Origin of the sequence: Mycolicibacterium gilvum (genome assembly GCF_900454025.1) — a bacterium.
GTDB classification, from domain to species: domain Bacteria; phylum Actinomycetota; class Actinomycetes; order Mycobacteriales; family Mycobacteriaceae; genus Mycobacterium; species Mycobacterium gilvum.
In genome coordinates this window covers 5507022-5532927 of sequence record NZ_UGQM01000001.1, presented here as the reverse complement: position 1 = coordinate 5532927, position 25906 = coordinate 5507022, and the positions used below count along the sequence as shown (strand labels likewise).

The window sequence follows — 25906 nt, the reverse complement described above, 5'->3', positions numbered from 1 at the left end:
AGGCCGTCAGACGCGCGACGCGGTCTTCTTCTCGCGCAGCACCAACATCGGCAGCACCAGCGTCGCCAGGGCGGTCACCAGCCAGACCACCACGGTTGCTGCGATCCAAGATCCGATGCCGCGGATGCTCAGACCGTTGGACAGCAGCGAGGCGAGTAGCAGCGCGGCAAACGTCGACACCAGACCGATGCCGCCGAGGAACGCCGAGGCGTAGCGGCTGGCCATCTTGAGGAAGAACGGGGAAAGGATCGCCTGCGCCACGGTGAAGATCACCACTGCCGCGACAAAGCCCCACACCGAAAGCGACACCCCGGGCACCAGCCATCCGGCGACGAGGAGCCCGATCGCTGATGAGCCCAGAAAGACCGCGATGCGCAGCAGGAACCGGATCATGGGCAGAGCATAGTGGCTAGGCGTTCCACCAGGGGCGTAACGGCAGTCCGCCGTCCGAGCCACGCTCGTCGAGCTTGACCGACAGCACCTGGTGCAGCTGAATGGCGTTCTGCTCGAAGCCGACTCGCGACGCGGCGATGTAGAGGCCCCACACCTTGGCGGTCGGCAGACCGACTTCATCCACGGCGTCGTCCCAGTGCGCGACCAGGTTGCGGCTCCAGTCGCGCAGCGTCATCGCGTAGTGGTGACGCAGGTTCTCCTCGTGCACGACCTCGAGGCCGACATCCTGCATATCGGTGATGATCCGGCCCGACCCCGTCAGCTCCCCGTCGGGAAAGACATAGCGGTCGATGAATCCGCCTGCGGTGGCGTGACTGCGGTTGTTGTTGCGGGTGATGCAATGATTGAGCAGCAGGCCACCCGGCCGTAGTTTCGACTGCAGGAATCGGAAGTACGACGGGTAATTCGCGACGCCGATGTGCTCGGTGAGCCCGATCGAGGACACTGCGTCGAAGCGGGACTCACGGACGTCGCGGTAGTCGCCGTGCCGGACCTCGGCCAGCTCACCCAGGCCGTCCCGTTCGACCGCGTCGGCCGCCCACTGCGCCTGCTCCTTCGACAGCGTCACCCCCAGGACCTTGACCCCGTGCCGGGCGGCGTAGCGGACCATTCCGCCCCAGCCGCAACCGACGTCGAGCAGTCGGTCGCCCGGCTTGAGCCGGAGTTTCTCGAACACCAGCCGGTACTTGTTCTCCTGCGCCTCCTCCAGAGTGGCGTCCGGGTGTGGATAGCAGGCACAGGTGTAGGTCATCGAGGGACCGAGGACCCATGAGTAGAACTTGTTGGAGACGTCGTAATGGTGCTGGATGGCCTCGGCGTCACGGGTCTTGCTGTGCCGCAACCCCTCTGCGATTCGCCGCCACCGCGGCAGGTGCTCCTGCGGCGGCGGCGCAATCGGTTTGAGGTGCTCTATCCCGATGGAGCGCAGGACGTTGGCCAGCACCCGTGCCGGCGGGCGCTTGTACTCGAGCCGTTCCGTCAACGCGGTGAGAAGGTCGTAGGGATCGCCCGGATGCACCCCGCTGAGGCGCAGATCACCGGCGATGTAGGCCCGCGCCAAGCCGAGGTCGCCCGGAGCCGTGGCCAAATAGGTCGTGCCCCGCGGGGTCAGCAGATCGAGGCCCAGTGTCGCATCCTCAGGCCCGCAACTACTTCCGTCATAGGCGGTGAACTTCAGCGGGCGTCGACCCGCGGCGAAGATCTCCAACACCTCTGCCAGCGTGAGCTTACGGTCAGGGTTGGACGCCGAGTTGTCGGTATGTTCCCGGAAAGTCGTCATTGCCGTCGCACCGCCTTCGCATAGAGGTCGAGGAAACGAGAGTCTGGGTCGTAGGTCTTCTTCACGGTCCGGTAGGCCTCCCCGCCGTAGAGCGCATCGAACTCGTCGGCCGAATAGAAGGCGTCGGAGTACAGCGACTTGTGCCCCTCCAGCTCGCTGATCCGGCGTTCGATCAGCTTGTTGGTGTGACCCTCCTCCGGCCCGACGGGCACCGACGACCAGAATCCCACGTTCACATACGTGCGATGGGGCCGGAGCGGGTACAGCGACCAGCTGTTGTCATCGCGAAGTCGCAACGGGCACAACCAGATCGGCTCGATCGGGATGGTGTCCAGGAACCACTGCAGGAACTCGACGGTGCGTTCGATCGGCACCTCGACGTCCTGGACGACCCGTTCACGCAGAGGTCTGCCGGCGCGCTTCTCGATGCGGTCGGCGATGCCGAATCGCTGGTCGTAACCGATGAGCTTCCAGTAGAAGCTGCTCCGCCGGTAGCGCCGCGGCCACCACCGCCGGATCTTCGGGTTCTGGGCGCCGAATGCCCTTGAGCACCAGAACCAGTCGGTGTCCCAGCGCCAGAAGTAGTCGTGCACGGTCAGCCGGTCGTGCTTTTCGCCGCCGTCGGTCGGGGAGTCGTGCTGGATGGACCGGTAGAAGATGTCGTCACCGGTGTAGTCGCTGACGGGTCCCGGTGTCGCGGACTGGATTCCGATACTCAGGTAGCTCTCGTCGGCGCTGAACACCACGCCGTCGAGGTAGTCGACGTGATCGCCGTTCCACCCGCCGGTCTCGACGATGCGGTCCATCGCCGCGATCAGGTTCGGCAGCGAGTGGAACCGCAGGTGACGCAACGTCACGAACGGCTTCACCGGTTCCAGTTCGATCTTCAGTCGAACCGAGTAGCCGAGGGTGCCATAGGAATTGGGAAAAGCGCGGAAGAGGTCGGGGTTCTCGTCGGCGGAGGCGCGCACGATATCGCCGGTACCGGTGAGGATGTCCATCTCCAGAACCGACTCGTGCGGCAGGCCGTTGCGGAACGACGCGGACTCGATGCCGAGCCCGGTGACGGCGCCGCCGAGGGTGATGGTCTTGAGCTGGGGGACCACCAGCGGGGAAAGTCCGTAGGGCAACGTCGCTGCGACGAGGTCTTCGTAGGTGCACATTCCGGCGACGTCGGCGGTCCGGGCATCTGGGTCAACTTCGATCACGTGGGTCAGGCCTGAGGTGTCCAGACCTTTGATGGTGTTCTTGGCCCTGGCGCGGAACAGGTTGGAGGTGGGCTTGGCGAGCCGAACGGTGGCATCGGTGGGAATGGCACGATAACTCGCCACCAACCGCTGCACGCCGTTGGCGTAGGCGGATCGTGCGTCGGCTACGGCAACAGACACACATATACGCTAGTCCTCAGGGACATCGGATGCGAACGCAGTTCTGTGGGCGCACCGGCACATAGAAGTTCTCTTACCCGCTCGTGACAAGGAGTTAGTACTGATGGGACAGGTCAGCGCGTCCAGCACGGTTCTGATCGACTCGGATCCGGCCACGGTTCTCGACGCCGTCGCGGACTACGAGGCCATGCGCCCGAAGATTCTCTCCGAGCACTACAGCGGCTACCGGGTGCTCGAAGGCGGCCAGGGTGCGGGCACCGTCGCCGAATGGAAGCTGCAGGCGACGAAGTCGCGGTCGCGTGAGGTCAAGGCGAACGTCGACATCGCCGGCCGCACCGTCATCGAGAAGGACGCCAACTCGTCGATGGTGACGAACTGGACCGTCGCCCCGGCCGGTCCGGGATCGTCGGTGACGGTCAAGACGTCGTGGCAGGGCGCGGGCGGTATCGGCGGCTTTTTCGAGAAGACCTTCGCCCCGCTGGGTCTGCGCAAAATTCAGGCGCAGGTGCTGGAGAACCTCAAGCGTGAGGTCGAGGGCGGCAAGCCCTGACACTTCGCGAGACGGCTAGGCCTGGCTCAGGAACGCCACGATCCCGCGTACGACCGCGTCGGCGTATTTCTGGCGTCCCTCCGGGGACTTCATCAGCGCCGAGTCGACGGGGCTCTTCATGTTCCCGAGTTCGACGAGGATCGACGGGTACTGCGCCAGGTTGAGACCGGCGATGTCCGAACGCGGGTTGAGGCCCTGCTGTCCGATGTAGGTCGCCGGCGGGATGCCCGACCCGGCGAGCTGATCCCGCATCACCTTCGCGAACTGCACCGACGGACCCGCCTGCGCCGCGTTGAGCGGCGGCGACGAGTACAGCACGTGGAATCCGCGGCCGGTGGCCGGTCCGCCGTCGCCGTGGATCGACACCACCGCGTTCGGGCGGATCGAATTCGCCATCGCGGCGCGTTCGTCGACGCAGGGTCCCGGGCCTGTGTCGTCGCCGCGCGACATCGCGGTGCGGACGCCCAGTGCGGTGAGGGCCTGGCGGACCCGCAGCGTGGTGTCCCACGCGAAGGTGTGCTCGGCGAGACCGTCCTCGGTGGAGGTGCCACCGGCCTGGCAGTCCTTGGTGCCGCCGCGCCCGGTCGGGACCTGACGGCTCGATCCCTCCATCGAGCCCTGATGGCCGGGGTCGAGGAACACGATCTTCCCGGCGAGGTTGGTGGGCGCCGCCTGGGCGGGGGCGGCGAGACCCGACGACGCGGCGAGCATCCCGGCGGCCAGTGCGGCCCCGACACGCAGTCTGGCTGGCATGGGCACGGCGCCACCGTAGCCTCCGTGCCGACTAGGCTGAAACCCCAAAGTGTCGCTTCCCCGTGAGCGCAACCAAGTCGAGACCGTGACGCAACCAAACCCGTACAGAGGATCAGCCATGCAGCCCGGTGGACAACCCGATATGTCAGCCCTCCTCGCCCAGGCGCAGCAGGTGCAGCAGCAGCTGATGGAGGCGCAGGAGGCGCTGGCCAACGCCGAAGTGCACGGTCAGGCCGGTGGTGGGCTCGTCCAGGTGACGATGAAGGGCAGCGGCGAGGTCGTCGGCGTCTCCATCGACCCCAAGGTGATCGATCCCGCGGACCCGGAGACGCTGCAGGACCTCATCGTCGGCGCGATCGCCGACGCCGCCAAGCAGGTCACCATCCTGGCCCACGACAAGCTGGGGCCGCTGGCCGGAGGGCTCGGCGGCCAGGGACTGCCGGGACTGCCGGGGATGTGACCGGTTTGTACCTAAATGTTTGAGGGACCTGTCCAGGATCTGATCGACGAGCTCGGCAAGCTGCCGGGCATCGGGCCCAAGAGTGCCCAGCGCATCGCGTTCCATCTGCTGTCGGTCGAACCTCCCGACATCGACCGGCTCACCGCGGTGCTCAACCGCGTCCGCGACGGTGTCACGTTCTGCTCGGTGTGCGGCAACGTCAGCGACGAGGAGCGGTGCCGAATCTGCGGGGATGCGCGCCGGGACGCGTCGTTGATCTGTGTGGTCGAAGAACCCAAGGACGTCCAGGCCGTCGAGCGCACGCGTGAGTTCCGTGGGCGCTACCACGTCCTCGGCGGCGCTCTCGACCCGTTGTCCGGGATCGGGCCCGACCAGCTGCGCATCCGCGAACTGCTGAACCGGATCGGTGAGCGCGTCGACGGCGTCGACGTGGCCGAGGTCATCATCGCCACCGACCCCAACACCGAGGGCGAGGCCACGGCGACGTACCTGGTGCGGATGCTGCGAGACATCCCGGGGCTTTCCGTGACGCGGATCGCGTCGGGCCTGCCGATGGGCGGAGACCTGGAGTTCGCCGACGAGCTCACGCTGGGCCGTGCGCTGGCGGGCCGCCGCGCGATGGCGTAGCGGGTTGGGCCGCTTGGGATTCTCGCGAAATCCACCTTTTGCAGGGGTTTACTCGCACTTCTGCTGCAAAACGTGGATTTCGAGAGTTGTCGGTGACAGTCGGCACCATGACTGCCATGGACCGAGTGATTCTGGGTGGGGAGGCTGTCAGAGCCGGCGTCGCGACGCGTCATGAACTCGCTCGCGATTACACGCGGCTCTACCGCGGGGTGTTCGTTCGCAACGGGATCGAGGTCACCTTGCGTGACCGAGCCATCGGCGCGTGGTTGGCGACGGGGCGCAAGGGGGTGATCTCGGGCCGTACCGCGGCGGCGTTGCACGGTGCGCCTTGGGTGGACCTGACGATCCCGATCGAGCTGACCGGAGCGAAGGGGAGATCGCAGGAAGGCCTGATTCTGCGTACCGAGTCTCTCGCTCCGGACGAGGTCACACGCCGGTCGGGCCTTCCCGTCACCACACGCGTCAGAACCGCCTTCGACCTGGGCCGGCATCTCGAGCGCCCCGAGGCCCTGGCCCGGCTCGACGCCTTGATGTGGAATCAGCGCTACGCGATCGACGACGTGCTTGCGCTCGCCGAGCGACACCCGCGCGCCCGAGGCGTGACCCAGCTGCGCGAGCTCCTGCCCTTTGTCGACGGCGGGGCCGCGTCGCCGCGCGAAAGCGCGTTACGGCTGGCGCTCATCGACAGCGGATTCCCGAAACCCGAGACACAGATCCCCGTGTTCGCAGGCACGAGACCGATCGCATTCCTCGACATGGGGTGGGAAGAGTATGGCGTGGCGGTGGAGTACGACGGGGATCACCACCGCAAGGACCGCCGTCAGTACGTCAAGGACATCAAGCGCCTGCGGATGCTCGAAGAACGGGGATGGAGTGTCGTCCGGGTCATTGCCGAGGACATGCCGGCAGCGTGGATCCGGCGGGTTGCAGATGCGCTGCGCCGCAAGGGTTGTCCGCTAGCATGGGTGGCGGGTAAGACGCTCGCCGCGTAGCTCAGACCCGGCGCGGCGCGGCCAACCGTTCCTTGCGGAGCCGGTCGACCTCGGGAAGGTCCAGCGGCGCAAGCGGTCCCACCACCCGCGTCAACAGATGGTCGGCGAGTTGCGGGTTGCGGGCCAGGCAGCACCCGTGCAGATAGGTGGCGACGACGCTGCCCTGCACCGCACCGTCGACACCACCGCCGGCCAGGTTGCCGTCGCCCTTGGTGACCCTGCCCAACGGCCGCGCGTCGGACCCCAGAACCGTTCCGCCGCGGTGGTTCTCGAAACCGGTGAGCGGCTCGGTGAGCCCGTCGACCAACGGTGTCGCCGACACTTCGCCGATGGATCGCTGCGGCTGCGGTGACGTCGTCACGTCCAGCACGCCGACACCGTCGACCCGCTCGCCTGCCGAGGTCTCGTACCAGTGGCCCAGCACCTGGATGGCAGCGCAGATCGCCAGCACGGGTGCCCCACGCGAAATCGCCTGCTGCAGGCCGGGATAACGGATCAGGTGCTTGGTCGCCAACCGCTGCGCGTAGTCCTCGGCACCGCCGAGCGCGTAGACGTCCAACTCCGCGGGCACCGGATCGTCCAACGTGATCTCGACGATCTCGGCGTCGATGCCGCGCAGGCGCAACCGCTGCCGAAGCACCAGCGAGTTACCGCCGTCTCCGTAGGTACCCATCACGTCGGGCAGGACGAGCCCGATCCGCACCGTCGACTCGCTCATGGGATACGCCTGTTCAGCTGCAGGAACGCGGTGTAGTTGGCCAGCACCTCGACGTGTCCCGGTGGGCACGACGCGATCGCCGCGACGGTGTCGTGCACCAGCGTGTGCTCGACGCCGGCATAGCCCAGGCGCACCGCCAGGTCGGTGCCCCGCTCACCGGCAGCGACCACCTGCGCCTTCTCGAAGTGTTCGAAGCGCACGTCCCACAGCCACGACAGGTCCTCGCCGTCGGGCACCTGCCCGTTGACCGCGATCACCACACCGGCGGCGTCACGATCGACCATCGACAGCGCCTCCTGCCAGCCCGCCGGGTTCTTCGCCAGGAGCAGACGCGCGGTGTGCGACCCGATCCGCACGGTGCGGTACCGCCCCGCGACCTCGTCCACCGCCGACACCGCCGTCACCGCGGCGGCCGGATCGGCGCCCAGCGTCACGGCCGCGGCCACCGCCTGTGTCGCGTTGCCGCGGTTCACGGTGCCCGGAAGGTTCAGCGTCATCGGCAACGTCAGGCCGTCGGGGCCGTGGAGGTGAGTGTCGTCGAACCACCAGGCGGGCGTCGGGCGCTTGAACTCGCAGCCCGTCGAGTACCAGTGAGTCCCGTCGCGCACGATCGTCTCCCCGGAGCGCGGGCAGCTGACCGAGTCGCTGGCCCAGCCGCCGCCCGCCGCGACCCACACCACGTTCGGGTGGTCGTAGGCCGCCGACGTCATCAGCACGTCGTCACAGTTGGCGACGACCACCGCCGACGGATGCCGCGCCAGCCCGGCCCGCAGGGTGCGCTCGATGTGGTTGATCTCGCCGACACGGTCGAGCTGGTCGCGGGACAGGTTCAGCAGGACCACCACCGACGGGTCGACGGCATCGCTGACATGCGGGACGTGCATCTCGTCGACCTCGAGCGCGGCGAGCGTGGCCCCGGGGGCGGCGGCCAGCGCGGCGACCAACCCGGCGTCCATGTTGGCGCCCTCGGAGTTCGTGGCCACCGGTCCCAGTGTCGCCAGCGCGGCAGCGGTCATCCGCGTCGTCGTCGACTTGCCGTTCGTGCCGGTGATCACGACGCTTCGGCGTCCGTGACCGAGCTGGCCGAGGATCGACTTGTCCAGCGTCATCGCGACCAGGCCGCCGATCATGGCGCCGGCGCCTCTGCCGGTGACGCGCGACGCCCAGCGTGCGCCGGCTCCTGCGGCGAGTGCGAGCCGTCCACGTCCAGTGACCATTCCCGGCAGTTTAGAAGAGCGGCCGACACGCGGGGTGATGGAGTGAGGCATGTCAGGGCCCCGTGCCATCCTCGGATCATGAGCTCAACCGCCGGACGTCGCTGGGGCAGGCCCGCCCACGAGGACGGCGCGGGTTGGGCGGTGGTCGATGTCGAGACCTCGGGTTTCCGGCCCGGCCAGGCGCGCATCGTCAGCGTCGCTGCGCTGGCGCTGTCCGACGACGGCAACGTCGAGAAGAGCCTGTACAGCCTGCTCGATCCCGGCGTGGATCCCGGCCCCACCCACGTGCACGGTCTGACCGCCGAGATGCTGGAGGGCCAGCCGACGTTCGGTGACGTCGTCGGCGACCTGTGCGAGGTCCTGCGCGGCCGCACTCTGGTGGCACACAACGTCGGCTTCGACTACTCGTTCCTGTCCGCCGAAGCCGAACTGGTCGGCGCCGAGCTGCCGATCGATACGGTCATGTGCACGGTCGAGCTGGCGCGCCGCCTCGACCTGGGGCTGGAGAACCTGCGTCTGGAGTCCCTGGCCGCGCACTGGGGCGTCACGCAGATGAAGCCGCACGACGCGCTCGACGACGCGATGGTGCTGGCTCAGATCCTCAAACCCGTGCTGGTACGCGCTCAGGAACGCCGTAAGTGGCTGCCCGTGCATCCGGTGGGACGACGCACCTGGCCGAACGGCCGGGTGACCCACGACGAGTTCCGGCCGCTGAAGGCTCTGGCCGCCAGGATGGCGTGCCCTTACGCCAACCCCGGCCGGTTCGTGTCCGGCAGGCCGCTGGTCCAGGGCATGCGGGTCGCGCTGGCCGCCGAGGTCGGCCACACCTACGACGAGCTCATCGAACGCATCGTGCATGCCGGCCTCGCCTACACCGAGTCGGTCGACGCGTTCACCTCGCTCGTGGTGTGCGACGCAGCCGCACCCGAACAGGGCAAGGGCTATCAGGCCGGCGAGTTCGGCGTACCGATGCTGCCGAGCGACGAGTTCCTGCAGCGCCTGGACGCGGTGATCGGCGGCTCGGCCGTCGAGGAGTTCGCCGAACCGTCCCCGGCCGGGGATCAGTTCGCGCTCTTTTAGGCGGCGGTCAGCCGTGCCGCCCGGTTCACCGCGGAGACCACCGCACGCAATGACGCCGTGGTGATCGACGTCGCGATGCCGACACCCCACACGGTCCGGCCGTCGATCTCCGCCTCGACGTACGCCGCCGCCTGGGCTTCCTCGCCCGCGGACATCGCGTGCTCGGAGTAGTCCAGCACGTTGACGTTGAATCCGACCGCGCCGACCGCGTCGACGAATGCCGCGAGCGGGCCGTTGCCGGCGCCGACGATCTCTCGCTCTTCGCCGTCGATCTTCACGACGGCGGTGATGGTGTCGGTGCCGCCGTCGACCTCGGCGGCGTCGACCTTCTGGCGGATCCGCTCCAGCGGGGTGACCGGAGCCAGGTACTCCTCGTAGAACGCGTCCCACATCTCCTTCGGCGACACCTCGCCGCCCTCGCCGTCGGTGATCTGCTGGATCACCTGCGAGAACTCGATCTGCAGCCGGCGCGGCAGGGCCAAACCGTGGTCGGCCTTCATGATGTAGGCGACGCCGCCCTTGCCGGACTGTGAGTTGACCCGGATCACGGCCTCGTAGGTGCGGCCCACGTCCTTCGGGTCGATGGGCAGATAGGGGACCTGCCACAACAGATCGTCGACATCCTTGTCCGCCGCGTCGGCGTCGAACTTCATCGCGTCCAGGCCCTTGTTGATCGCATCCTGGTGGCTGCCCGAGAACGCGGTGTAGACCAGATCGCCGCCGTACGGGTGCCGCTCGGGTACCGCCAGCTGGTTGCAGTACTCGACGGTGCGCCGGATCTCGTCGATGTTGGAGAAGTCGATCTGCGGATCGACCCCGCGGGAGAACAGGTTCAGACCCAACGTCACCAGGCACACGTTGCCGGTGCGCTCACCATTGCCGAACAGGCAGCCCTCGATGCGGTCCGCACCGGCCGCATATCCCAATTCGGCTGCGGCGACGGCGGTTCCGCGGTCGTTGTGCGGGTGCAGGCTCAAGATGATGGAGTCGCGCGGCGTCAAATGCCGGTGCATCCACTCGATCGAGTCGGCGTAGACGTTCGGCGTGGCCATCTCGACGGTGGCCGGCAGGTTCACGATCAGCGGCCACTCGGGCGTGGGCTGCACGACCTCGGCGACGGCGTTGCACACCTCGACCGCGTACTCCAGCTCGGTGCCGGTGTAGGACTCGGGGGAGTACTCGTAGCGCCACTGCGTTCCGGGGTACTTCTTCGCCTCCTCGACGCACATCCGCGCACCGTCGGTGGCGATCTGCTTGACGGCGTCGCGGTCGGCGCGGAACACCACCCGGCGCTGCAGGATCGACGTCGAGTTGTAGAAGTGGACTATGGCGCGAGGTGCTCCTTGGCAGGCCAGGAAGGTGCGCTCGATCAACTCGGGACGGCACTGGGTCAGCACCTGGATCGTCACGTCGTCGGGGATGGCGCCCTGCTCGATGATCTCGCGGACGAAGTCGAAGTCGGTCTGGCTCGCCGACGGGAACCCGACCTCGATCTCCTTGTAGCCCATCCGGACCAGCAGGTCGAACATGCGGCGCTTGCGCTGCGGGCTCATCGGGTCGATCAGCGCCTGGTTGCCGTCGCGCAGGTCCACCGCGGCCCACATCGGCGCGGTGGTGATGGCCTTCTCGGGCCAGGTGCGGTCCGGCAGCCGGATGGGCTCCACCTCGTCGTCGAATGATCGGTAGCGGTTGACCGGCATCGAGGACGCACGCTGGGTGTTCCAGGACGGCTGGCCGGGATTCGGCTTGCCGGCCGGGGTGACGATCGTGCGTACCGAGCTGAAGGCATCGGCCGAGGGATTGTAGTTCTCAGTCATGGGGTGCTCCGGAAAGGTCTTGGGGGAAGTCAGACCGGCGCATCGCGAACACCCGCGACGGGAAGCCGGTCTGGATCAGACCCCGTCGCGGCGTCCGAGAAGGAGCACACGCTGCACGCGAGTCACTGTACTCCGCGAGGGCTCGATGCCAAAACGGCTACCGGCTCAGACCGACTCGGCGAGGAACTCGCGCAGCCGCCGGAAGCAGCTCAGCGCGTCGATGTAGTGGTCGACGTGGTGCTCGGGCACCGGCTCGGGTTCGCACCGGGCGCCGGCGGACTTCTGCGTGAGCAGTTCGACACTCGTTGTGCCGCAAGGTGATCGGCGCGCCTCGAAATGGTGGAAGCGGTACATCAGATGGGGGTCGCTGATGACGCGCACGATCGTCAGCCGTGCGGGGGTCTCGCCGGTCGCCCTGCGCACGCTGTACCTGCGGTCCTCGTCGATCAGATCGTGGTCGTAGGTCTCGCAGCGGCCCATCACCAGCGGGTGCGCCATCACCGCGACCACCGACTCGGCTGACACCTCGGCGCTGAACCTGTCGCGCAATTCGGCCTCCGAGCAGCCGAACAGATCGGGCTCGGGGACGAACAGGTCTTCGGTCGGATCGCAGATCGGTTCGGCGAACGGGTCCTGCCCGCCGGTCACCGCGTCGAGGACGTCGAAAGGCTCCACCCAGTCCACGACGCCGTTCGGGGTCTGCTCGTCGTCGAAGGAGTCGTCGTCGCAGACGTACTTGTCGGCGATCACACAGCAGGCGTGGGCCCGGGGCAGGTAATCGGTGCCGTCGCGGAACAGGAACGCGGTGTTGGTGACGCCGTGCCGGGCCCTGATGCGTTCGTCGTCGACGCGATAGCCGTCGGCGATCAGCGCGGGCGCCGAGATGGGGCCGCGCACCATCAGGTTCCCGGCCTCGCCGATACCCCACCAGGCGCGGCGCAGCCGCAGCGCACCGCCGACGAAGGTCTCCTGGTCGAACGTGATCAGGTAGTCGGCGTCCAGATCACCGAGGACGACGAGATGGGTGCCGCCGTCGAAGTCACTGTTGACGACGGCCCGGGCCCGCACCGATCCGCGGACCAGGAGCAGGAACGGCAACGGGTGCTGGTGGTCGCGCGGGTACAGGTTGTCGAGGTTGAGATCGAGATCGCCGGCGTCGAGGTCGCCGTCGAGGACGACGGCACTGGCGGCCGCGAAAGCCGGGTCGCCGACGGCCAGGTCGCTGAGCTCGGATTCCCACGGCAGCCACGACGTGATGGCGCCGAGCGTGGTCTCCTGCAGAAGGAAGCGGGACAGGTCGACGCTCGACACAACCTTATTATTACCTGCGTCAAACCTGTGAGTCGGGGAAAGCGATAACCGACAGAAACCGGATCGGGACCTCCACCAGATCGACGGGTCCGTGCGCGCCCTCGCCGTCGATCTGCAGCGAATCTCCGGGCTGCAGGCGATAGACCGAGCGGCTGTGGCTGTAATCCATCACGCCCTCGAGCATGTAGATGAACTCGGTACCCGGATGCTGGAACAGCGGGTAGGTCTGGCTCTTCTCCGACAGCGTGACCTCGAGGCACTCCAGCCGCTTGTGCTCGCCGCGCAGCGAACCCAGCAACTGGTACTCGTGGCCCTCCCTGGTGCCCTCGCGCACGATCCGGGCCCCGGTGCCCGCTTTGACGAACGCCGCGGGGCGTTCCACGTCGGCGCCGCGGAACAGGCTCGTGACCGGTACGTCGAAGCCCTTGGCGAGCAGTGCCAGCGTCGACAGGCTGCAGGAGGTCTGGGCGTTCTCGATCTTGCTCATCATCGCCTTGGAGATGCCGACGCGGGCGGCCGTCTCGGCGACGGTGAGGCCCTGATGCTGGCGCAGGAGCCGCACGTTGCGCCCGATCGCCGACTCGATCTCGAGTTCTTCGACCGGCGCGCCCGGATCGCGGTCCCGCGCGGTGCCCGAGGTGTTGCGCAGCAGCGGGGTGTGATCGTCACGGTCGTTCTGGTTGGCCACAGGTCCTTGTCTAGCGCATCTGTCCTGCCCCGACGTACGGGTAGGGAGTCTTGAGCGGGTCGTTCTCCGCGAAGCGGGAGAACCGGAAGTCCGACGCCGGGATGCGCGGGTCGCTGCCGTGTCCGTCGACGACGAGATCGGCGACGAGCTGGCCGACCGCGGGCGCGATCTTGAACCCGTGGCCGCTGAACCCCGCGGCGATCACCAGACCGTCGAGTGGCCCGCGGGAGATCACCGGGTTCCAGTCCGGGGTCACGTCGTAACAGCCCGCGTAGCTGCCGGTGATCGACGCGCCGTCGAAGCCGGGGAAGCGGGTGCCGACCTTGTCGACGGTGAGGTCGACGAAGTCGTCGGTGGCGCGGTTGAGGTAGGCGTCCGGGTCGGCAGGGGCAATTGCGTCGTAGCCGGGCAGGTCGCTGTTGCCGAACAGGATCTCCCCGCCCAGCTCGGGCCGCACGTACTGCAGCGACACCAGGTCGGAGAACACGGGCAGTCGGCCCACGGCCGCTTCGTCGATGCCCGGGTCGATCATCACGATCTGCTCGCGGATCACCCGGATCGGCATGTCGATCCCGTGGGCCGAAAGTAACGGGCGCGTCCACACACCGGTGGCGACGACGGTCGTGCCCGCCGAGATCTCGGTACCGTCGGCGAGGCGGACCCCGGTGACACGGTCTGCGTCGACCAGCAGCCCGGCGACGGCGGTGCCCTGCCGGACCCGCACGCCCGCAGCACGCGCCGACGTCGAGAACGCCTGCGCGGTCTGGTACGCGTCGCCGTACCCGCCGCGCGCCTCCCAGCCGAAGGCGGCGAACGGTGTCAGATCGGCAAACGGCCACAGCCGCGCGACCTCGGACTCGTCGATCTCCTCGGTCTCCACGCCGACAGAGCGTTGCGCGGCAAGGCTTTTACGCAGTGCGTCGACATTCTGCTCGCCGACACCGACGACGTAGCCGGTCTGCCGGAAGCCGATGTCCGTGCCGAAGATGTCCTGTGCTTGTTCGAAGACTTCGAGGCCGTCGGCGGCCATCGCGGCCAGCGAGCTGACACCGTAGTGGCAGCGGACGATCCCGCTGGACTTACCGGTCATCCCCGATCCGACGGTACTGCGTTCGCACACCACGACATCGGTGACACCGCGTCGGCTCAATGCCCACGCTGCCGCCGCGCCTTCGAGGCCGCCGCCGACGATGACGACGTCCGCGGTCTCGGTCATGTCCGCTGTCCCGGGATCCAGTCCGTGCCGGCCAGCGGGACACGCGCCATCGCGGCCGCCTCGATGCTGACCGCGACCAAATCGTCGGGCTCGAGGTGGCAGACGTGGGACTTGCCACAGGCGCGGGCGATGGTCTGGGCTTCCATCGTCAGCACCCGCAGGTAATTGGCCAACCGGTGCCCGCCGGCGATCGGGTCGAACCGGGCGGCGAGTTCGGGATCCTGGGTGCTGATCCCGGCGGGGTCCCGCCCGTCCTGGTAGTCGTCGTAGAAACCCGCTGCGCTGCCGAGCTTCTCGTACTCGGAGGCATAGCGCGGGTGGTTGTCGCCGAGCGCGATCAGCGCGGCGGTGCCGATCGCGACAGCGTCGGCGCCCAGCGCCAGTGCCTTCGCGACGTCCGCGCCGTTGCGGATGCCGCCCGACACGATCAATTGAACCTGTCTGTGAACCCCCAGTTCCTGCAAGGCCTGCACAGCCTGCGGGATTGCCGCGAGCGTCGGGATCCCGACGTGTTCGATGAACACCTCCTGGGTGGCGGCGGTGCCGCCCTGCATACCGTCGACCACCACGACGTCGGCGCCGGCGTGCACGGCGAGCTTCACGTCGTAGTAGGTGCGGGTGGCGCCGACCTTGACGTAGATCGGCTTCTCCCAGTCGGTGATCTCTCTGAGTTCGTTGATCTTGATGGTCAGGTCGTCGGGTCCGGTCCAGTCCGGGTGACGGCAGGCCGAACGCTGGTCGATGCCCTCGGGCAGGGTGCGCATCCCGGCCACCCGCTCGGAGATCTTCTGGCCCAACAGCATTCCGCCGCCGCCGGGCTTGGCGCCCTGGCCGAGGACGACCTCGATCGCATCGGCTTTGCGCAGATCGTCGGGGTTCATGCCGTACCGCGACGGCAGATACTGGTAGACCAGGTACTTGCTCTGCCCGCGCTCCTCCGGGGTCATGCCACCGTCGCCGGTGGTGGTCGACGTGCCGACTTCGCTGGCGCCGCGGCCGAGCGCCTCCTTCGCCGGCCCGGACAGCGCGCCGAAGCTCATCCCGGCGATGGTGACCGGGATCTCCAGGTGCAGAGGATGTTTGGCGTGCCGGTCACCCAGGACGACGTCGGTGGCGCACCGTTCGCGGTAGCCCTCCAGTGGGTACCGCGACATCGAGGCTCCCAGGAACAGCAGATCGTCGAAATGGGGCAGCGGACGCTTGGCGCCCCAGCCGCGGATGTCGTAGATGCCGGTGTCGGCGGCGCGTTGGATGGCCGCGATGGTGGTCCGGTCGAAGGTCGCCGACTCACGCAGGCCCAGGCGCGCGCGGTCGTCGTCGGTGTAGGTCATCTCAGGTCCTAGTACGAAGAGGCATTGTCGACGTGGAAGTGGTACAACGAACGCGCAGATCCGTACCGGGTGTAGGACTTCGTGTCGTCGTCATCGAATCCCGCTGTCTTGAGCAGATATTCGAGTTCCTGGTGGTGCTCGTCGCGCATCGGCTTGGCGATGCAGTCGGCGCCGAGTGACGCGACTTCGCCCCGCACGTACAGCCGGGCCTCGTAGATCGAGTCGCCCAGCGCCTCGCCGGCGTCCCCGCGGATCACCAGCCGTCCGGCCTGGGCCATGAACGCGCTCATGTGGCCGACGTTGCCGCCGACGACGATGTCGACCCCTTTCATCGAGATACCGCAGCGCGCCGCGGCATCGCCCTCGACGACCAGCAGTCCGCCGTGTGCGGTGGCGCCCGCCGACTGCGAGGCATTGCCCTTGACCCACACCGACCCGCTCATCATGTTCTCGGCGACGCCGGTTCCGGCGTTGCCGTCGATGACGACCTCGGCCTGCTGGTTCATGCCGGCGGCGTAGTACCCGACGTGGCCGGCGATCGTCACGGTGACCGGCGCGTTCAGTCCGACGGCGACATTGTGTGCACCCGCGGGGTTCTCGATGACGAACTCGCCGTCGAGATCCGGTGCGTGCAGTGCGGAGTTGACCTCGCGCAGGGGGATTTCGCGCAGGTTGTACCTCAACGCTGCCATGCGTACACCACCTCGGGTTCCGGTTCCCAGATACGGGCCTGATCGACGCCGGGAAGTGCTGCCAGAGCGCGGTATTCACTCGCCATTGCGACCCAGTCGCCGGTCTCGGCGATCACCGCAGGCTTGCAGGCGATCGCGTCGCGCACCACGGCGAAGGAGTCGCGGTTGGACACCAGCAGCGTGTAGAAGCCATCGAACACGGCACACAGTTCCTTGAGTGCACTCTCCACATCGCGGCCCTCGGCGAGCAGTTTCGCGATGAACCGCGCGCCGACCTCGGTGTCGTTCTCGCTGTCGAAGAGCACGCCGTCGGCGCGCAGGGTGCGGCGGATCGTCGCGTGGTTGGCGAACGACCCGTTGTGCACCATGCACTGCTCCGGACCGACCGCATACGGGTGGCAGCCCGCGGGTGTCACGGCGGACTCGGTGGCCATGCGGGTGTGCCCGACACCCTGCCAGCCCCGGGCCCCGGCCAGACCCCATCCGTCGGTGAGCGCGCGGGGATGGCCGACGCCCTTGAGAACCGCGATGTCGGAACCGAACCCGGCGATGATCGCCTGCGGATAGGCAGCGCGCACGGCCGACAGCAGTGCTTCGGAGTCCACCTCGGCCGACAGGACGTAGCTGGCGCCGACGGCGACGCCGTCGACGTCGCCCCCGAGTTCGGTGCCGACCGCGGCGGCCACCTGTGTGGCGTCCTCGGCCACGCCGGTGCCCAGATCGGCGACGGAGACGCAGCCGCGCCCCGGCGGCGACCAGTCCGGGTCACCGTAGACCGCGACGCCCGCCGAATCGCTGCCGCGGTCCCCCATCTCGCAGAGCATCCCTGTCAGCAGCTCACCGAGCCGGGGGTACAGATCGGGTGTCCGCAGATGCAGCCCGACGATCCCGCACATGGCTGATTCCCTTCGTGTAGAACGTGGTTCGGCTCAGAAGGCCGTGAGGTAGTAGTCGATCTCCCACGGGCTCACCGAGCTGTGGTAGGCGAAGAACTCGTCGCGTTTGATGGCGGCGAAGTAGGACGCGACGCCCTCACCGGCGGCGTCGAGGACACCGGTGACCACGGGGTTGGTCTCGAACGCCTCGACCGCGTGCAGAAGCGTGGCCGGGAGCGGTTGCGTGCTGACGCCCTGCCCGACGGCACCGGGATCGGTGCTGCGCTTGATGCCGTCGAGACCCGCACCCAGCGCGGCGGCGATCGCCAGGTACGGATTGGCCGACCCGTCACCGCCGCGCATCTCGATGCGGTCGCCGTCGGGAACCCGGATGTAGTGGGTGCGGTCGTTGCCGCCGTAGGTGGGCAGCCGCGGAGCCCAGGACGCACCCGACGAGGTCGCCACCGCGCCGGTTCGCTTGTAGGAGTTGACCGTCGGACCGACCACCGCCTGCAGCGCGCACGCGTGCTCGAGGATGCCGCCGATGAATCCGTAGGCGGTGTCGGACAACCCGAGCCCGCGGTTGTCGTCCTCGGCGGGGAAGACGGGCGTTCCGGCGCTGGTCAGTGACAGATGGAAGTGCAATCCGTTACCGGTCTTGTCGCCGAAGGGCTTCGGCATGAACGTGGCGATCATCCCGCGCTCGTCGGCGATCATCGACAACAGGTAGCGCAGCGTGATGACCCGGTCGGCGGTGGTCAGCGCTTCGGCGAATTTGAAATTCTGTTCGAACTGGCCGTTGCCGTCCTCGTGGTCGTTGGCGTAGTTCGACCACCCGAGTTGGTTCATCGCCGCGGACACGGACGTGAGGTGGTCGTACATCCGGGTGACGCCGCGCGCGTCGTAACACGGCTGGGACGCGGTGTCCGCGGCGTCGGCCACCGACACCGAGCCGTCGTCGTTGCGGCGCAACAGGAAATACTCGACCTCGGCGCCGACCCACGGTTCGAATCCGGCGTCGGCGCACCGCTGGATCAGAGACTTCAGGATGACCCGCGGGGCGTACGGCCAGGGCTTCCCGTTGACGTGCGGGTCGCAGTGCACGATCGCGAGTCCCTCTTTGATGAACGGGATCGGGGTGAACGACTCCGGATCCGGGATCGCCATCAGGTCGGGGTCCTTGGGTTCCTGGCCCATCGCGCCGACCGCGTAGCCGGCGAAGCCGACGCCCTCGGTCGCGAGCTGATCGACCGCCTCGACGGGAACCAGTTTGGCGCAGGGCTTCCCGCGGAGGTCGACGAACAGCGCGAGGATGAACCGGGTCCCGGATTGTTCCGCCAGTGCGGCGAGATCGTGCGGCATGTGGGTCACCTTTGTCTCTTGTTATGAACCAAAGTATCACTGAAGGAAACGCTTCGCACGGCGAGCGACCGGCACGGTCCCGCAGGCCCGTACCGGTCGCCGGGGTGGTGCTAGGCCGTCTGCATGTCGTAGGCCGAGTCCCGGTGGAACTTGGCGTCGATGCCCATCTCCTCGTCCTCCGGGGAGATGCGGATGCCCATCGTCTTCTTGAGCGCGAACGCGATGACGAAGGCGACGGCGAACGAGTACGCCATCACCGCGAACGCCGCGACCGCCTGCTTCCACAACTGTTCGATCCCGCCGCCGTAGAGCAGGCCGTTGGTGGCGTTGGGCATGCTCTCGCTGGCGAAGAAGCCGATCAACAGCGTGCCGACGAGACCGCCGACGAGGTGCACGCCGACGACGTCGAGCGAATCGTCGTACCCGAACTTCGATTTCAGCCCGACGGCATACACGCAGACCGCGCCCGCGATGGCGCCGACGAAGATCGCACCGACCGGGGTGACCGCACCGCAGGCCGGGGTGATGGCGACCAACCCGGTGATCGCGCCGGACGCCGCGCCGACACCGGTGACATGGCCGTCCTTGATCTTCTCGACGGTCAGCCAGGCCAGCGTCGCCGCGCAGGTGGCCACGAACGTCGTCACCATGACGATCGCGGCGGAATTGCCTGCCGCGAGCGCAGATCCGCCGTTGAACGCATACCAGCCGGCCCACAGCATGCCCGCGCCGAGCAGCGTGAGCGGCACATTGTGCGGCTTGCGCAGCTGACCGAACATGGCCGACTTGCCCAGCACGATCGCCACGGCGAGTGCCGCCGCACCGGCGTTGATGTGCACCGCGGTACCACCGGCGAAGTCGATGGCCGCGAGCTGGTTGGCGATCCAGCCGCCGACCGAGTTCTCGGTGACGACACCGTCGAACGCGAACACCCAGTGCGCGACCGGGAAGTAGACCAGGACAGCCCACAGACCTGCGAACAGCATCCACGCCCCGAACTTCATCCGGTCGGCGACCGCACCCGAGATCAGCGCGACGGTGATGCCCGCGAACAATGCCTGGAAGAGCGCGAACAGACTCACCGGAAGCCCGGCAATGGTCGTCTGCGACTCCAATAGGTCTGTCATTCCGGCGAATTCGGTGAAGCTGCCGACGAACCCGCCGTAGGACGTGCCGAACACCATCGAGAAGCCGAACAGCACCCACAGCACGCCCACGATGGCGACCGCCCCGAACGTCATCATCATCATGTTGGTCGAGCTCTTGACCGACACCATGCCGCCGTAGAACAGCGCCAGGCCGGGGATCATCAGGGTGAGTCCGATGATGCAACACAGTATGAATGCGGTGGTACCTGTATCCATGGATCGTTCTCCTGCATGTGCGGCTCCGATGCGGAGCCGTTCACCGGACAGTTAGTGCCGCATCTGTTACGTCGGCGGTCACGCGACGTTGCCGGTGGGTAACGAGCTTCTGTAAGGACGCTGTGAACTCGGGCGCTACGGTGATCGCCATGTGCACACGCGTGGTTTACCTGGGCGACGAGGACCGGGTCGTCACCGGCCGATCCATGGATTGGAAGGTCGAGATCGGCACCAACCTGTGGGCGTTGCCCCGAGGGGTGGCGCGCACCGGGCAGGCCGGCCCCGACTCGGTGGAATGGACGGCCAAGTACGGCAGCGTCGTCGCCACCGGCTACGACATCTCGACCACCGACGGCCTCAACGAGGCCGGGCTGGCGGCCAACCTGCTGTGGCTCGCCGAATCCCAGTACCCCGCCAACACCGGGGACCGGCCGGCCCTGGCGATCTCGCTGTGGGCGCAGTACATGCTCGACAACTTCGCGACCGTCGCCGAGGCCGTCGCCGCGCTGACGGCGACCCCGCTGCGCGTCGTCACCGCCGAGGTTCCGGGCCAGGAGCGGATGGCGACGGTGCACCTCGCCCTGTCGGACGCGACGGGTGACAGCGCCATCGTGGAGTACATCGACGGCGAGCAGGTGATCCACCACGGCCGTCAGTACCAGGTGATGACGAACTCGCCGACCTTCGACAAGCAGCTCGCGATCACCGAGTACTGGAAGGAGATCGGCGGCACGGTGATGCTGCCCGGCACCAACCGGGCGGCTGACCGGTTCGTGCGCGCGTCGTTCTACATCGACGCCGTGCCCAAGACCGACGATCCGCTGCTCGCGGCCGCGACGGTGTTCAGCGTCGTGCGCAACGCGTCGGTCCCGTACGGAATCGCCACCGCCGACGAGCCGAACATCTCCTCGACCCGCTGGCGCACGGTCATCGACCACAAATCGCTGCGGTACTTCTTCGAGTCGGCGCTCTCGCCCAACACGTTCTGGGTCGAGCTGAAGAACCTCGACCTCAGCGCGGGTGCGTCGGCCCGGCGTCTGCAGCTCGGCGAGGGAGAGAAGACGGTCTACGCCGGCGACGCGAGCGGACACTTCGAACCCGCCGAACCGTTCGCGTTCCTGGGCCTCGCCTAGACCTCGTTGAGGACCACGTCAGTCAGCGGCACACGCTCCCGCGGACGGCTGTCGCGCTCGGCGATCTCGGGGGTGACCTGCGAGTAGTCGCCGAGGCGGCCGACCGCGACCACCACCAGCGGGTGTAGGCCGGCGGGCAGGGCGAACGCCTCGGCGGCGCCGGCCACGTCGAATCCGGCCATCGGGTGGGCGATCAGGTCGCGCGCCACCGCCTCGATGAGAAGGTTGGTCATCGCCGCGCCGGTGTCGACCACCGAGTACAGCCTGGTCCGGTCGTCTTCACCTTCGTCGGCGCACAGCAGGATCAGCGCGTTGGCCGCCGTGGCGTACCTGTTGCCGCGGCGCAGCAGCCCGGCGATCGCGGCGAAGGTGTCGTCGCCGCGCACGCCGACGACGAAGCGCACCGGCTGACGGCCACCCCACGTCGGCGCCCACCGCGCGGCCTCCAGGACGGCGATCAGGTCGTCGCGGGGCAGCTCGGCGGCCGGATCGAAGGCCCGCGGACTCCACCGCCGGGCGATCGGGGGATGGAGCGGGACCAGGGTCGCCGCCAGGCGATCGTTCGGGGCAGTGCCGGAGCTTGCGGAGGCGCCATCAGACACGGTCGGCATGTGATGCAGGTTACCGACGCGACGGCGGGGAAAATCAGATGCGCGCAGCCCTTATCCTTTATGGGATCTCCCCCCGAATCGCGAAAGGTTCTCCAGTGGCGCTCGTCGTACAGAAGTACGGCGGATCCTCGGTGTCGGACGCCGAGCGGATTCGCCGGGTGGCCGAGCGGATCGTCGAGACCAAGAAGGCGGGAAACGACGTCGTCGTGGTCGTCTCGGCGATGGGTGACACCACCGACGAGCTGCTCGACCTGGCCAAACAGGTCTCCCCGGCGCCGCCGGTGCGCGAGCTCGACATGCTGCTGACCGCCGGTGAGCGGATCTCGAACGCACTGGTCGCGATGGCCATCGAGTCCCTCGGCGCGCAGGCGCGCTCGTTCACCGGGTCGCAAGCCGGCGTCGTCACCACCGGCACGCACGGCAACGCGAAGATCATCGACGTCACGCCGACGCGGCTGCGCTCGGCACTCGACGAAGGCCAGATCGTGCTGGTCGCCGGCTTCCAGGGCGTCAGCCAGGACACCAAGGACGTCACGACGCTGGGCCGCGGCGGTTCCGACACCACCGCCGTCGCGGTGGCCGCCGCGCTGAACGCCGACGTCTGCGAGATCTACACCGACGTCGACGGCGTCTTCACCGCGGACCCCCGCATCGTCCCCAACGCCCGCAAACTCGACACCGTCTCCTTCGAGGAGATGCTGGAGATGGCGGCGGCCGGCGCGAAGGTGCTGATGCTGCGCTGCGTCGAGTACGCCCGCCGCTACAACCTGCCCATCCATGTCCGGTCGTCGTACACCGACAGGCCGGGCACGCTCGTCACAGGATCGATGGAGGACATCCCGATGGAAGACGCCATTCTGACCGGAGTCGCGCACGACCGCGGCGAGGCCAAGGTGACCGTCGTCGGGCTCCCCGACGTTCCGGGCTATGCCGCCCAGGTGTTCCGTGCGTGCGCCGACGTCGACGTGAACATCGACATGGTGTTGCAGAACATCTCGAAGGTCGAGGACGGCAAGACCGACATCACGTTCACCTGCTCACGCGAGAGCGGTCCCGGCGCGGTCGAGAAGCTGACCTCGCTGCAGAACGAGATCGGTTTCACCCGAGTGCTTTACGACGATCACATCGGCAAGGTGTCGTTGATCGGCGCCGGGATGCGCTCGCACCCCGGTGTGACGGCGACGTTCTGCGAGGCGCTGGCCAACGCGGGGATCAACATCGATCTGATCTCCACCTCGGAGATCCGGATCTCGGTGCTCATCAAGGACACCGAGCTCGATCGCGCCGTCGCCGCGCTGCACGAGGCCTTCGGGCTCGGCGGCGACGAGGAAGCGGTCGTGTACGCGGGGACCGGACGATGACCCGTATCGGAGTGGTCGGAGCCACCGGCCAGGTCGGCCAGGTGATGCGGAACCTGTTGGCCGAACGCGACTTTCCCGCCACCGAGGTCCGCTTCTTCGCCTCCGCGCGCTCGGCGGGTAAGAAGCTGGAGTTCCGCGGCGAGGAGATCGAGGTCGAAGACGCCGAGACCGCCGATCCGTCCGGGCTCGACATCGCCCTGTTCTCCGCCGGTGCGACGATGTCGCGGGTGCAGGCGCCGCGGTTCGCCGCCGCGGGCGCCGTCGTCGTCGACAACTCGTCGGCTTGGCGCAAGGACCCCGACGTCCCGCTGATCGTCTCGGAGGTGAACTTCGAGCGCGACGCTGGCAATAGACCCAAGGGCATCATCGCCAACCCGAACTGCACCACCATGGCCGCGATGCCGGTGCTCAAGCCGCTGCACGACGAAGCCGGACTGACCAGGCTGATCGTCTCGAGCTACCAGGCGGTGTCGGGCAGCGGGCTGGCCGGCGTGGAAGAGCTTGCGTCGCAGGCGCGTGCGGTGATCGACGGCGCCGAGAAGCTCGTGCACGACGGGTCGGCGCTCGACTTTCCGGCACCGAACAAGTACGTCGCGCCGATCGCGTTCAACGTCGTACCGCTGGCCGGTTCGCTCGTCGACGACGGCTCCGGGGAGACCGACGAGGATCAGAAGCTGCGCAACGAGAGCCGCAAGATCCTGGGCATCCCTGACCTGCTGGTGTCGGGCACCTGTGTGCGCGTCCCGGTGTTCACCGGGCACTCGCTGTCGATCAACGCCGAGTTCTCCGAGCCGATCTCGGTGGCGCGGGCCGCCGAGATCCTGGGTGGCGCACCCGGTGTGACGCTGGTCGACGTGCCGACGCCGCTGGCGGCCGCGGGCGCCGACGACTCGCTGGTCGGCCGGATCCGTCAGGACCCCGGCGTGCCCGACGGCCGCGGACTCGCGCTGTTCGTCTCGGGGGACAACCTGCGAAAGGGCGCGGCGCTCAACACGATTCAGATCGCCGAACTACTCGCCGCTCAGGTCTGATTTGCGCCGAACTTGCATTCCAGCAGGCCTTCTCTCGGCCTTTCTCTGCTGGAATGCAATTTCGGCGGGGGTGGCGCAGGGGACACCCGTGGCGCCGCAGCCGCTGCTGCCCGGGCAGGTGCTGAGGCTCGGCGTGGCGGCCGGAACCGGAACCGCGACGGCCGACTACGGCATCGGCGCGACCGACCTGTGTGAGTTCATGGAGTTCCCGAGCGGCATCCTGCAGGTCTGCGGGGACAGCTTCGCCGGTCAGGCCGTCGGCTTCGGCGGCTGGTACTCGCCGATAGCGCTGCACGTCGTCGGGGACACGCTCGAAGACCCCGGTGGTGTCCGCTACAACGGGGTGACCGGTGTGGACACCCCGCTGCTGGCCGAGTCGACGCTGCCGGGCGAGTCGCAACTGCCGGCCGGGATCATCGAGATCAACCGTGAGAACTGGATGTTGGTGACGACGACCAGGGATCTCGTCCCGCAGCGGTCGCGACTCGTCAAAGCCGAAGCGGGACAGGGGAACTGGAAGACGGTACCCGGATCCGAGCGCGAGGCGGGGTTTGCCGGCGGGCGACAGACGCAGATCAGCGGGTACTACGACCCGATCCCGACCGCCGAGTCGGAGCGCGGCTGGGTCTACATCGTGGCCAACAACTTCGACCGCAGCGGCCCGGCGGTGCTCTACCGGGCGACACCGCAGACGTTCACCGACCGGTCCGCATGGCAGGGGTGGACCGGAGCGGGGTGGGGTGAAGAACCGGCACCGCTGTGGTCGGACCGGGTCGGTGAGATGAGCGTGCGCCAGATCGACGGGCTGACGATGTTGTCCTACTTCAACGCGACGACCGGCAACATGGAGATCCGCGTCGCGAGCGACCCGACACAGCTGGGGACGGCGCCGATGACGACGGTCGTGGTGGCCGCGCCGTGGCCGGATCCGGTCGATGCGCTCCCACCGCCGCAGGACAACAGGCTCGCCCAGCCCTACGGCGGCTACATCTCACCCGGCTCGACGCCGGACGCCGTGCGCGTCTTCGTCAGCCAGTGGAACACCATGGCACGCGGTGGCACGCCGTACCGGGTGATCCAGTACGCGGTGAACCCGATAAAGCCCTGGTAACGCTGACTCGGCGGGCCTCATAGCTGATTCACAGCCGACACCTAACGCACGCTGGAGATCGCGGCGCACCATCAGACCATGAGTGATGTGACACCCCAACAGTCAGAGCCCGCAACCACACCGGTGCCGACCGCACCTGCGGCCACGGCCCCGCCGGTCGTTGTCCCGCAGGAGTCGAATCGGCTGAACAAGGCCGCCGCGTGGGTCGGCATCGCGGCCGGCGCCGTCTTCATCGTCGCCGTCGTGTTCTTCGCCGGCTTCTTGCTCGGTAAGAACGTCGACGGTGGAGGGCGCGTGCACCACGGCGGACCCGGCATGATGCAACCCGGTCCCGCCGGCTTCCCGATGGGACCGCCCGGCGGTATGCACCACGGCCCCGGGGGCCCCGGGTTCGCCGGCCCGTTCGGTGGCGGTCCCAGAATGGACATCCCGCAGTCGCCGAGCCCGACCACCGGGAACGCACCGACACCGTCGCCGCGTCCCTGA

At 67.9% G+C, this 25906-nt stretch carries 26 protein-coding genes; 10 read left to right on the top strand and 16 right to left on the bottom strand.

The window, feature by feature from the left end; genetic code table 11:
• Positions 1-6: 6 nt before the first annotated feature.
• The 3 genes from DYE23_RS26010 to DYE23_RS26000 are packed head-to-tail and all read right to left on the bottom strand — an operon-like array spanning position 7 to position 3120.
• Positions 7-393 (bottom strand): phage holin family protein, encoded by a 387-nt coding sequence (locus DYE23_RS26010; RefSeq protein ID WP_115328533.1) that lies wholly within the window; start codon positions 391-393, stop codon positions 7-9.
• Between the two features lie 16 nt (positions 394-409).
• Positions 410-1732 carry a class I SAM-dependent methyltransferase gene (locus DYE23_RS26005; protein ID WP_115328532.1) on the bottom strand — a complete coding sequence of 441 codons (1323 nt, stop codon included), beginning with the start codon at positions 1730-1732 and terminating at the stop codon, positions 410-412.
• Entirely contained in the window at positions 1729-3120 is a 1392-nt protein-coding gene (locus DYE23_RS26000; RefSeq protein WP_115328531.1) for an FAD-binding oxidoreductase, read from the bottom strand. The genes DYE23_RS26005 and DYE23_RS26000 overlap by 4 nt, the downstream gene beginning before the upstream one ends.
• Positions 3121-3223: 103 nt before the next feature.
• Here DYE23_RS26000 and DYE23_RS25995 point away from each other — a divergent pair, with 103 nt between their 5' ends.
• Entirely contained in the window at positions 3224-3670 is a 447-nt protein-coding gene (locus tag DYE23_RS25995; RefSeq protein ID WP_115328530.1) for an SRPBCC family protein, read from the top strand.
• A gap of 15 nt (positions 3671-3685) precedes the next feature.
• On the opposite strand, the gene DYE23_RS25990 is transcribed toward DYE23_RS25995, so the two are convergent.
• Positions 3686-4423 (bottom strand): Rv3717 family N-acetylmuramoyl-L-alanine amidase, encoded by a 738-nt coding sequence (locus DYE23_RS25990; protein ID WP_115328529.1) that lies wholly within the window; start codon positions 4421-4423, stop codon positions 3686-3688.
• A gap of 118 nt (positions 4424-4541) precedes the next feature.
• On the opposite strand from DYE23_RS25990, the gene DYE23_RS25985 reads away from it, so the two are divergent.
• The 3 genes from DYE23_RS25985 (at position 4542) to DYE23_RS25975 (ending at position 6502) form a co-directional block, all read left to right on the top strand.
• Positions 4542-4883 carry a YbaB/EbfC family nucleoid-associated protein gene (locus DYE23_RS25985; protein WP_115328528.1) on the top strand — a complete coding sequence of 114 codons (342 nt, stop codon included), beginning with the start codon at positions 4542-4544 and terminating at the stop codon, positions 4881-4883.
• Between the two features lie 15 nt (positions 4884-4898).
• Positions 4899-5510, top strand: coding sequence for a recombination mediator RecR (gene recR / locus DYE23_RS25980; protein WP_011892186.1), 612 nt, complete (start codon positions 4899-4901; stop codon positions 5508-5510).
• Between the two features lie 116 nt (positions 5511-5626).
• A complete protein-coding gene (locus tag DYE23_RS25975) occupies positions 5627-6502 on the top strand; it encodes a type IV toxin-antitoxin system AbiEi family antitoxin (RefSeq protein ID WP_172527948.1) in 876 nt (291 codons plus the stop codon).
• Between the two features lies 1 nt (position 6503).
• On the opposite strand, the gene DYE23_RS25970 is transcribed toward DYE23_RS25975, so the two are convergent.
• Together DYE23_RS25970 and DYE23_RS25965 are read right to left on the bottom strand one after the other, a co-directional pair.
• Positions 6504-7220 carry a type 1 glutamine amidotransferase gene (locus tag DYE23_RS25970; RefSeq protein ID WP_115328526.1) on the bottom strand — a complete coding sequence of 239 codons (717 nt, stop codon included), beginning with the start codon at positions 7218-7220 and terminating at the stop codon, positions 6504-6506.
• Positions 7217-8437 (bottom strand): Mur ligase family protein, encoded by a 1221-nt coding sequence (locus DYE23_RS25965; RefSeq protein ID WP_115328525.1) that lies wholly within the window; start codon positions 8435-8437, stop codon positions 7217-7219. Before DYE23_RS25965 ends, DYE23_RS25970 begins: the two co-directional genes overlap by 4 nt.
• 78 nt (positions 8438-8515) lie before the next feature.
• Here DYE23_RS25965 and DYE23_RS25960 point away from each other — a divergent pair, with 78 nt between their 5' ends.
• Positions 8516-9517: a DEDDh family exonuclease gene (locus DYE23_RS25960; RefSeq protein ID WP_115328524.1), complete on the top strand. Its 1002-nt coding sequence runs from the start codon at positions 8516-8518 to the stop codon at positions 9515-9517.
• Here the strand turns inward: DYE23_RS25960 and leuA are convergent.
• The 9 genes from leuA to DYE23_RS25915 all read right to left on the bottom strand — a co-directional run bounded on the left by leuA (position 9514) and on the right by DYE23_RS25915 (position 20173).
• On the bottom strand, positions 9514-11334 hold the full coding sequence (leuA, locus tag DYE23_RS25955) for a 2-isopropylmalate synthase (protein ID WP_011892191.1): 1821 nt from the start codon (positions 11332-11334) through the stop codon (positions 9514-9516). The genes DYE23_RS25960 and leuA overlap by 4 nt on opposite strands.
• A 165-nt stretch (positions 11335-11499) precedes the next feature.
• On the bottom strand, positions 11500-12645 hold the full coding sequence (locus tag DYE23_RS25950) for a hypothetical protein (RefSeq protein WP_115328523.1): 1146 nt from the start codon (positions 12643-12645) through the stop codon (positions 11500-11502).
• A gap of 19 nt (positions 12646-12664) precedes the next feature.
• Positions 12665-13333: a helix-turn-helix domain-containing protein gene (locus tag DYE23_RS25945; RefSeq protein WP_115328522.1), complete on the bottom strand. Its 669-nt coding sequence runs from the start codon at positions 13331-13333 to the stop codon at positions 12665-12667.
• 10 nt (positions 13334-13343) lie between these two features.
• Positions 13344-14549, bottom strand: coding sequence for an NAD(P)/FAD-dependent oxidoreductase (locus DYE23_RS25940; protein ID WP_115328521.1), 1206 nt, complete (start codon positions 14547-14549; stop codon positions 13344-13346).
• Positions 14546-15880, bottom strand: a complete 1335-nt coding sequence (locus tag DYE23_RS25935) for an FMN-binding glutamate synthase family protein (protein WP_115328520.1) — start codon at positions 15878-15880, stop codon at positions 14546-14548. The genes DYE23_RS25940 and DYE23_RS25935 overlap by 4 nt, the downstream gene beginning before the upstream one ends.
• 8 nt (positions 15881-15888) lie before the next feature.
• Positions 15889-16572 carry a GltB/FmdC/FwdC-like GXGXG domain-containing protein gene (locus tag DYE23_RS25930; RefSeq protein ID WP_115328519.1) on the bottom strand — a complete coding sequence of 228 codons (684 nt, stop codon included), beginning with the start codon at positions 16570-16572 and terminating at the stop codon, positions 15889-15891.
• Positions 16560-17468 carry a class II glutamine amidotransferase domain-containing protein gene (locus tag DYE23_RS25925; protein WP_013472978.1) on the bottom strand — a complete coding sequence of 303 codons (909 nt, stop codon included), beginning with the start codon at positions 17466-17468 and terminating at the stop codon, positions 16560-16562. The genes DYE23_RS25930 and DYE23_RS25925 overlap by 13 nt, the downstream gene beginning before the upstream one ends.
• A gap of 33 nt (positions 17469-17501) precedes the next feature.
• The gene (gene glnT, locus DYE23_RS25920) at positions 17502-18809 is read right to left on the bottom strand and encodes a type III glutamate--ammonia ligase (RefSeq protein ID WP_115328518.1); all 1308 of its coding nucleotides are present in this window, start codon (positions 18807-18809) and stop codon (positions 17502-17504) included.
• A 110-nt stretch (positions 18810-18919) separates the two neighbouring features.
• Positions 18920-20173, bottom strand: coding sequence for an ammonium transporter (locus DYE23_RS25915; protein WP_013472977.1), 1254 nt, complete (start codon positions 20171-20173; stop codon positions 18920-18922).
• Between the two features lie 149 nt (positions 20174-20322).
• On the opposite strand from DYE23_RS25915, the gene DYE23_RS25910 reads away from it, so the two are divergent.
• Positions 20323-21306: a bile salt hydrolase gene (locus DYE23_RS25910; protein WP_115329110.1), complete on the top strand. Its 984-nt coding sequence runs from the start codon at positions 20323-20325 to the stop codon at positions 21304-21306.
• On the opposite strand, the gene DYE23_RS25905 is transcribed toward DYE23_RS25910, so the two are convergent.
• Positions 21303-21917 carry a nitroreductase family protein gene (locus DYE23_RS25905; RefSeq protein WP_115328517.1) on the bottom strand — a complete coding sequence of 205 codons (615 nt, stop codon included), beginning with the start codon at positions 21915-21917 and terminating at the stop codon, positions 21303-21305. The genes DYE23_RS25910 and DYE23_RS25905 overlap by 4 nt on opposite strands.
• Before the next feature lie 95 nt (positions 21918-22012).
• Between DYE23_RS25905 and DYE23_RS25900 the strand changes: the two genes are divergently transcribed.
• The 4 genes from DYE23_RS25900 (at position 22013) to DYE23_RS25885 (ending at position 25906) form a co-directional block, all read left to right on the top strand.
• Positions 22013-23278, top strand: a complete 1266-nt coding sequence (locus tag DYE23_RS25900) for an aspartate kinase (protein WP_115328516.1) — start codon at positions 22013-22015, stop codon at positions 23276-23278.
• Complete coding sequence (locus tag DYE23_RS25895) at positions 23275-24309, top strand: aspartate-semialdehyde dehydrogenase (RefSeq protein WP_115328515.1); 1035 nt, start codon at positions 23275-23277, stop codon at positions 24307-24309. The genes DYE23_RS25900 and DYE23_RS25895 overlap by 4 nt, the downstream gene beginning before the upstream one ends.
• 1 nt (position 24310) lies before the next feature.
• Positions 24311-25420: a DUF4185 domain-containing protein gene (locus DYE23_RS25890; RefSeq protein WP_115328514.1), complete on the top strand. Its 1110-nt coding sequence runs from the start codon at positions 24311-24313 to the stop codon at positions 25418-25420.
• 78 nt (positions 25421-25498) lie between these two features.
• Positions 25499-25906: a hypothetical protein gene (locus DYE23_RS25885; RefSeq protein WP_115328513.1), complete on the top strand. Its 408-nt coding sequence runs from the start codon at positions 25499-25501 to the stop codon at positions 25904-25906.

Coding starts and splice junctions, on each gene's coding strand:
- DYE23_RS26010 (WP_115328533.1), bottom strand. CDS start 393: ATGATCCGGTTCCTGCTGCGCATCGCGGTCTTTCTGGGCTCATCAGCG.
- DYE23_RS26005 (WP_115328532.1), bottom strand. CDS start 1,732: ATGACGACTTTCCGGGAACATACCGACAACTCGGCGTCCAACCCTGAC.
- DYE23_RS25995 (WP_115328530.1), top strand. CDS start 3,224: ATGGGACAGGTCAGCGCGTCCAGCACGGTTCTGATCGACTCGGATCCG.
- DYE23_RS25990 (WP_115328529.1), bottom strand. CDS start 4,423: ATGCCAGCCAGACTGCGTGTCGGGGCCGCACTGGCCGCCGGGATGCTC.
- DYE23_RS25985 (WP_115328528.1), top strand. CDS start 4,542: ATGCAGCCCGGTGGACAACCCGATATGTCAGCCCTCCTCGCCCAGGCG.
- recR (WP_011892186.1), top strand. CDS start 4,899: ATGTTTGAGGGACCTGTCCAGGATCTGATCGACGAGCTCGGCAAGCTG.
- DYE23_RS25975 (WP_172527948.1), top strand. CDS start 5,627: ATGGACCGAGTGATTCTGGGTGGGGAGGCTGTCAGAGCCGGCGTCGCG.
- DYE23_RS25970 (WP_115328526.1), bottom strand. CDS start 7,220: ATGAGCGAGTCGACGGTGCGGATCGGGCTCGTCCTGCCCGACGTGATG.
- DYE23_RS25965 (WP_115328525.1), bottom strand. CDS start 8,437: ATGGTCACTGGACGTGGACGGCTCGCACTCGCCGCAGGAGCCGGCGCA.
- DYE23_RS25960 (WP_115328524.1), top strand. CDS start 8,516: ATGAGCTCAACCGCCGGACGTCGCTGGGGCAGGCCCGCCCACGAGGAC.
- leuA (WP_011892191.1), bottom strand. CDS start 11,334: ATGACTGAGAACTACAATCCCTCGGCCGATGCCTTCAGCTCGGTACGC.
- DYE23_RS25940 (WP_115328521.1), bottom strand. CDS start 14,549: ATGACCGAGACCGCGGACGTCGTCATCGTCGGCGGCGGCCTCGAAGGC.
- DYE23_RS25935 (WP_115328520.1), bottom strand. CDS start 15,880: ATGACCTACACCGACGACGACCGCGCGCGCCTGGGCCTGCGTGAGTCG.
- DYE23_RS25930 (WP_115328519.1), bottom strand. CDS start 16,572: ATGGCAGCGTTGAGGTACAACCTGCGCGAAATCCCCCTGCGCGAGGTC.
- DYE23_RS25925 (WP_013472978.1), bottom strand. CDS start 17,468: ATGTGCGGGATCGTCGGGCTGCATCTGCGGACACCCGATCTGTACCCC.
- glnT (WP_115328518.1), bottom strand. CDS start 18,809: ATGCCGCACGATCTCGCCGCACTGGCGGAACAATCCGGGACCCGGTTC.
- DYE23_RS25915 (WP_013472977.1), bottom strand. CDS start 20,173: ATGGATACAGGTACCACCGCATTCATACTGTGTTGCATCATCGGACTC.
- DYE23_RS25910 (WP_115329110.1), top strand. CDS start 20,323: ATGTGCACACGCGTGGTTTACCTGGGCGACGAGGACCGGGTCGTCACC.
- DYE23_RS25905 (WP_115328517.1), bottom strand. CDS start 21,917: ATGCCGACCGTGTCTGATGGCGCCTCCGCAAGCTCCGGCACTGCCCCG.
- DYE23_RS25895 (WP_115328515.1), top strand. CDS start 23,275: ATGACCCGTATCGGAGTGGTCGGAGCCACCGGCCAGGTCGGCCAGGTG.
- DYE23_RS25885 (WP_115328513.1), top strand. CDS start 25,499: ATGAGTGATGTGACACCCCAACAGTCAGAGCCCGCAACCACACCGGTG.